The organism is Thermostichus sp. OS-CIW-29 (assembly GCF_054058195.1).
The window spans coordinates 39,830-45,829 of record NZ_JBSSAB010000028.1 but is presented as its reverse complement, the minus strand read 5'-3'; the positions used below and the strand labels follow the sequence as shown (position 1 = coordinate 45,829).

Sequence of the window (6,000 nt, the reverse complement as noted above, 5' to 3'; positions counted from 1 at the left end):
GAAGTAGGGGATTCTCATGCGGACGAAGGGACTTGAACCCTTACGCCTTGCGGCACTAGATCCTAAGTCTAGCGCGTCTGCCGTTCCGCCACGTCACTCTCACCCATGCTAGCTCGCCCTCTGGGCCAGGGCGACCTGTAGGGCAGCAGTCTCAGCATCATCGTCATCTCGAATCGGAATCCCGCTCCAAGTCGCGAAAAAGAGGTGTGCTCAGGTAGCGTTCCCCAAAACTAGGCTGGATCATTACAATCCGCTTGCCAGCGTTTTCCGGTCGCCGCCCCACCTGGATGGCTCCCGCCAAGGCAGCCCCAGTGGAAATGCCGGAGAGGATCCCTTCTTCTTTGGCCAGGCGCCGGCTGTAGACCATGCTCTCTTCATCTTCCACTGGGATCACCTCATCCAGCAGGTCGCGCCGCAGCACATCAGGCACGAATCCCGCTCCGATCCCTTCAATGCGATGAAAGCCGGGCCGTCCACCACTCAAGACGGCACTGGCCTTGGGTTCAACGGCCACCAGTCGAATGGCTGGGTTTTTCCCCTTCAAAAACTCGCCCGCCCCCGTGATGGTGCCGCCGGTACCTACCCCTGCCACCAGGATATCCACTTGACCATCGGTATCTTCCCAAATTTCCGGGCCGGTGGTTCTGGCATGGATCCGGGGGTTGGCGGGATTGGTGAACTGGCCCAACATGTAAGCGTTGGGAGTGCGGCGGACGATCTCTTCAGCCTTCCAGATGGCTTCCCCCATGCCGCCGGCGCTACTGGCCAGGTGCACCTCTGCTCCGTAGGCTTTCAACAGCAGTCGCCGCTCCAGGCTCATGCTCTCAGGCATGACGATGATGAGCCGGTAACCCTTGGCAGCAGCGGCCATGGCCAGGCCAATGCCGGTATTGCCAGAGGTGGGCTCCACCAAGATGGTCTTGCCGGGGGTGATCAAACCGGCCTGTTCGGCAGCCTCGATCATGCTGACGGCAATGCGGTCTTTCACCGAAGCGGCAGGGTTAAAGCTCTCCAATTTCACCACGATCTCGGCCAGGCACCCCTCCGATTGCGGGATCCGATTCAACCGCACTAGCGGGGTGCGACCGATGAGCTGGGTGATGTTGGCGGCGATTTTCATGGCTAACAAAAAGGAAGAAACCATCGCGGCAGTGGGCCCTAGCCCTTAACTCCGGAGCAACCGAGGGCCTTACGCGAGGCTAACCCTTGAATAAGCTCCTTGGCGTGCCCCTTTCAAGATCTCACTGCCCTTGGCCCAGCATTAAGGGGGATCCCTGCATTCCTTGAAGTTTTGAGAGGGAGGGCTACAAAACCCCTCCTGAAAATGAATTAGAGTGAGATCACACCGGAAGGACGAGTCCATTATGCACCTGAGTGACATCACTCATCCCAACCAGCTCCGAAACCTGAACCTGAGCCAGTTGCGCAGCCTAGCCCGCCAGATTCGCGACAAACATCTGCAGACGGCTGCCAATTCCCCGGTCGGCTGTCATCTGGGGCCAGGGCTGGGGGTGGTGGAGCTGACCTTGGCCCTCTACAAGACCCTCGATCTGGATCGAGACAAGGTGATCTGGGATGTGGGGCACCAGGCTTATGCCCACAAAATGCTCACCGGCAGGTACCACAATTTCCACACATTGCGCCAGAAGGGGGGGATTTCCGGCTACCTGAAGCGCAGCGAGAGCCGCTTCGATCACTTTGGGGCGGGGCACGCTTCCACCAGCATCTCGGCAGCTTTGGGCATGGCCATCGCTCGGGATCGGCGGGGAGACAACTTCAAGGTGGTGGCCATCATTGGGGATGGTGCCCTGACCGGAGGCATGGCCTACGAAGCCATCAACCACGCCGGGCACCTGCCCAAGACCAACCTAATGGTGGTGCTCAACGACAACGGCATGTCTATTTCCCCCAATGTGGGGGCGATCCCTCGCTATTTAAACCGCCTGCGCCTCAGCCCGCCGGTGCAGTTTTTGGCCGACAGCCTAGAAGAGCAACTGAAGAACCTGCCCCTACTGGGATCCAGCCTCAGCCCAGAAATTGACCGCCTCAAGGAAACGGTGAAGCTGGTTACCGCTGTGCAAAACAACAAAGCCGGCATTATCTTTGAGGAGCTGGGCTTTACCTACGTGGGGCCGGTGGACGGGCACAACCTGGCGGAGTTGTTGGATGCCTTTGAGTTGGCCCACGGCATCTCCGGCCCGGTACTGGTGCATGTAGCTACCGTCAAAGGCAAGGGCTACCCGCCTGCCGAAGCGGAACAGGTGGGGTATCATGCCCAATCCCGCTTCGACCTGGCCACCGGCAAGCCCTACCCGCCCACCAAGCCCAAGCCCCCCAGCTACAGCAAGGTCTTTGGCCATGCCCTCTGCAAGCTGGCCGAGCGGGATCCCCGCATCATCGGCATCACCGCCGCTATGGATACGGGCACTGGCCTGGATAAGCTCAAGGAAAAGCTGCCGGATCAGTTTGTGGATGTGGGGATCGCCGAGCAGCACGCTGTAACGTTGGCGGCTGGCATGGCCTGTGAGGGAATGCGGCCAGTGGTGGCCATTTATTCCACCTTCTTGCAGCGGGCCTACGACCAGATCATCCACGATGTCTGTATCCAAAAGTTGCCGGTCTTCTTTTGCTTGGATCGGGCGGGAGTTGTAGGAGCCGATGGCCCCACCCACCAAGGCATGTACGACATCGCCTATCTGCGCTGCATTCCGGAAATGGTGCTAATGGCTCCCAAAGATGAAGCGGAGCTACAGCGCATGGTGGTGACCGGGATCCAGTACACCCAGGGCCCCATCGCCATGCGTTACCCGCGCGGATCGGGTGTAGGGGTGCCTCTGGCAGAAGAGGGGTGGGAACCCCTGCCCATCGGCAAAGCCGAGGTGTTGCGCAGCGGCGGCGAGGTGCTGATCCTGGCCTATGGGTCGATGGTGCATCCCAGCCTGCAGGCGGCGGAGATCTTGAAAGAACACGGCATCTCAGCCACAGTGGTCAATGCCCGCTTCGCCAAGCCTTTGGATACCGAGCTGATCCTGCCTTTGGCCGAACAGAGCCGCTTGGTGGTGACGGTGGAAGAAGGTTGCCTCATGGGTGGGTTTGGCTCGGCAGTGGCCGAAGCCCTGCTCGACGCCGACCTGGCAGTGCCCTTGTTGCGCTTGGGGGTGCCGGATGTGTGGGTGGAGCACGCCACCCCCGAGGAATCCTTGGCAGAACTAGGCTTGAACAGTGCCGGGATTGCCGAGCGGATTCGGGCCAAGTTTCAGGCACGAGTTCTCAAGGGATCCCCTGCAGAACTTCCCACTGTCAATTCCTAAATCTATCCTGAATCTATTCTGAGAGGCCCATCCGCCGGTTGAACTGCTCGATAGCGGCTTGCTGCAGAGCTTCTGCAACAGGGCGGGTGCGCAGGAGGATCTGCACATCTCGCAGCAGGTTTTCTCGCCACAGGTTCTCCCGCAACACCTGCAGGCGGGCGTAGTTGGGATCCAAGCGCATGGCCTTTGCCCCCAGTTCCTCAGCCCGTTCGGTTTCTCCCCGAATGTAGAGGGCAGTCGCCAGGGCCAAATAGGGCTCTGCTACGGCATTGTTCATCTCTATCGTGCGTTCCCAGCGATCGATGGCGGCGTCGAGATCCCCCTGCTCATAGTCCACCAAGCCCATGTTGTTCATGGCCGGCCAGTAGGCGGGATCCAACTGCAAGGTCTTCTCATATTCCTGCCGGGCCGCATCCCACCGATCCAGCATGAGGTAGGCATTGCCCAGTTGGAAGCGAGCGTTGGGGTTATCCGGTTGCAGGGCCACAGCTCGTTCCAGGGTTTCAGCAGCGGCAAAGTAGCTGCCCTGCCGCAAATAAGCCGATCCCAGCGAGTAGAGAACAGCCCCATCTTGAGGAGACAGGGCGCGGGCCTTCTGCAACGAGGCAATCGCCTGCTCCAAGTCCCCCAGTTCTAGGTGGACGTTGCCCAAAACATAGAGCAGCTCTGAGGAGTTGGGCACCATGGCCACGGCCAGTTGCAGGCGGCGCAGCGCTTCTTCCGTTTGACCAAACTGGGCCAGCCGCAGCGAGTCGGTGGCCAGTTGTAGCGCTTGGGCCTGCATCAAGCCCCCATTGGGCAGAGGGACGTGCAGCAACACCTGGGCCTGGGCAGAGCTCCACCCTCCCATCCCCAACACAACTGCCAGGCCCACCGACAAGGCTCGCCAGGGCCGGACGGATAACCGGAACAACAGTGGCGGCATGATACCCACGCAATAAACAGGCCATGCCCATGTTAGCTGCAACAGCCGGGGATCCCTACGTCTTGGTGTTCTCTTCTGCAGCGGCCATTTGAAAGGGCTCTTGAGCTGCTCATGCTCTTCTGCCTGTTGCTGAGGGTGCCCCGGCTTACACAGAGGTGGATAGGCCATGGTTTACCAGCCGAGAGCAGCCAAATCAGAGGCGCCGCCACCGCCGCCCCGATTGGGTGAGCAGATCTTCGGCAGCCTTTGGCCCCCAAGTGCCGGCCTCATAGGTGAACAGAGGCGGTGCAGCACCGCCGCCATTGCCGCTGCCGGGCTCAGACTCCCAGGCCGATAACACCGGCGTCACCACCCGCCAGGCCGCTTCAACCTCATCGGCACGGGTAAACAGCGTTGGATCCCCCAGCAGACAATCCAGGAGCAGGCGATCGTAAGCATCCGGTGTACTCGCTCCAAAGGCAGTCCCATAGCGGAAATCCATATCCACCGAGCGGGTGCGGATCTCTGGCCCCGGCATCTTGGCCTCAAAGCGCAACGAGATGCCCTCATTGGGTTGGATACGCAGCACCAGGATATTGGGGCTCACCTCCCGAGCTGCCGATTGGAACAGGGAAAGGGGCACCTGCTTAAAGTGAATGGCCACCTCCGAAACCTTCTTGGGCAGGCGTTTCCCAGTGCGCAAGTAGAAGGGCACCCCCTTCCACCGCCAAGTATCACACTCCAGTTTCAGAGCGACGTAGGTGGGGGTTTTGGACTGGGGATTGACATTGGGCTCCTGCCGATAGCCCAGCACCGGCTTGCCGGCAATCCAGCCAGGGCCGTACTGCGCCCGCACCGCTGCGGCTGCCACATTGCGGGGATCCGCTAGGCGGGTGGCCTGCAGCACCTTGGTTTTTTCGTTACGCACCCCATCGCTGCGCAGTGAGACAGGTGGCTCCATGGCCGTCAGGCAATAGATCTGCATTAGGTGGTTTTGCACCATGTCTCGCAGGGCGCCGGCAGTGTCGTAGTAGCCGGCCCGATCCTCCACCCCCACCGTCTCCGCCACGGTGATCTGCACATGGTCGATGTAGTTGCGGTTCCAGAGAGGCTCGAAAATGGCGTTGGCAAAGCGGAAGACCAGCAGGTTTTGCACCGTCTCTTTGCCCAAGTAGTGATCAATGCGGTAGATCTGCTCTTCCTGGCAAATTCGCTGCACAAGGCGGTTGAGTTCCTGGGCCGAGGTGAGGTCGTGGCCAAAGGGCTTTTCGATCACCACCCGCGTTTTGGTCGGATCGGCCACCATGCCAGCTGCCCCCAGCTGTTGGATGGCCTGGGCATAGAAGTCCGGCGCCACCGCCAGATAGAACACTCGGTTGCCGCGGGTGCCCCGCTCTTCGTCCAGCTGGCTGAGCAGCTGCTTTAGGCGCAGATAGCTCTCAGCATCTCCGATATCGAGGCGGCAATAGAACAGGCGGCTGGCGAAGTCCTGCCAGAGGGCCTCCGGCCCCAAGTCCTGGGGGGCAAACTCCTGCACGGCAGCCCGCATCTTTTCCCGATAAACCTCGTGAGTCCAATCGCGGCGGGCCACCCCCACCAAAGTAAACTCCGGCGGCAGCCGCCGCTGCCCAAACAGCCGATAGTAGGCCGGGAGCAGCTTGCGGGCGGCCAGATCCCCAGAAGCGCCAAACTGCACCACAATGCAGGGATCCGGGGTGCGTTCTTGGTTGAGACCAACGCGAAGGGGGTTTTCTGCCAGGGTTACCATAGGCCAGCTTGGCTCAA

At 60.6% G+C, this 6,000-nt stretch carries 4 protein-coding genes; 1 reads left to right on the top strand and 3 read right to left on the bottom strand.

Annotated elements, in window-relative coordinates:
• Positions 1 to 163 precede the first annotated feature (163 nt).
• Positions 164 to 1,120, bottom strand: a complete 957-nt coding sequence (cysK, locus tag ACVWZJ_RS10435; protein ID WP_011433569.1) for a cysteine synthase A — start codon at positions 1,118 to 1,120, stop codon at positions 164 to 166.
• A gap of 244 nt (positions 1,121 to 1,364) precedes the next feature.
• Here cysK and dxs point away from each other — a divergent pair, with 244 nt between their 5' ends.
• The gene (gene dxs / locus ACVWZJ_RS10430) at positions 1,365 to 3,311 is read left to right on the top strand and encodes a 1-deoxy-D-xylulose-5-phosphate synthase (RefSeq protein ID WP_011433570.1); all 1,947 of its coding nucleotides are present in this window, start codon (positions 1,365 to 1,367) and stop codon (positions 3,309 to 3,311) included.
• Between the two features lie 13 nt (positions 3,312 to 3,324).
• Here dxs and ACVWZJ_RS10425 read toward each other — a convergent pair whose 3' ends face one another.
• Both ACVWZJ_RS10425 and zwf read right to left on the bottom strand, forming a co-directional pair.
• Complete coding sequence (locus ACVWZJ_RS10425) at positions 3,325 to 4,236, bottom strand: tetratricopeptide repeat protein (protein WP_041436622.1); 912 nt, start codon at positions 4,234 to 4,236, stop codon at positions 3,325 to 3,327.
• 193 nt (positions 4,237 to 4,429) lie between these two features.
• Positions 4,430 to 5,983 (bottom strand): glucose-6-phosphate dehydrogenase, encoded by a 1,554-nt coding sequence (gene zwf / locus ACVWZJ_RS10420; protein WP_011433572.1) that lies wholly within the window; start codon positions 5,981 to 5,983, stop codon positions 4,430 to 4,432.
• Positions 5,984 to 6,000: the final 17 nt, after the last annotated feature.

What these genes read in the sequence shown, in the direction of transcription:
- ACVWZJ_RS10425 (WP_041436622.1), bottom strand. Translation starts at nt 4,236, where the DNA reads ATGCCGCCACTGTTGTTCCGGTTATCCGTCCGGCCCTGGCGAGCCTTG.
- dxs (WP_011433570.1), top strand. Translation starts at nt 1,365, where the DNA reads ATGCACCTGAGTGACATCACTCATCCCAACCAGCTCCGAAACCTGAAC.
- cysK (WP_011433569.1), bottom strand. Translation starts at nt 1,120, where the DNA reads ATGAAAATCGCCGCCAACATCACCCAGCTCATCGGTCGCACCCCGCTA.
- zwf (WP_011433572.1), bottom strand. Translation starts at nt 5,983, where the DNA reads ATGGTAACCCTGGCAGAAAACCCCCTTCGCGTTGGTCTCAACCAAGAA.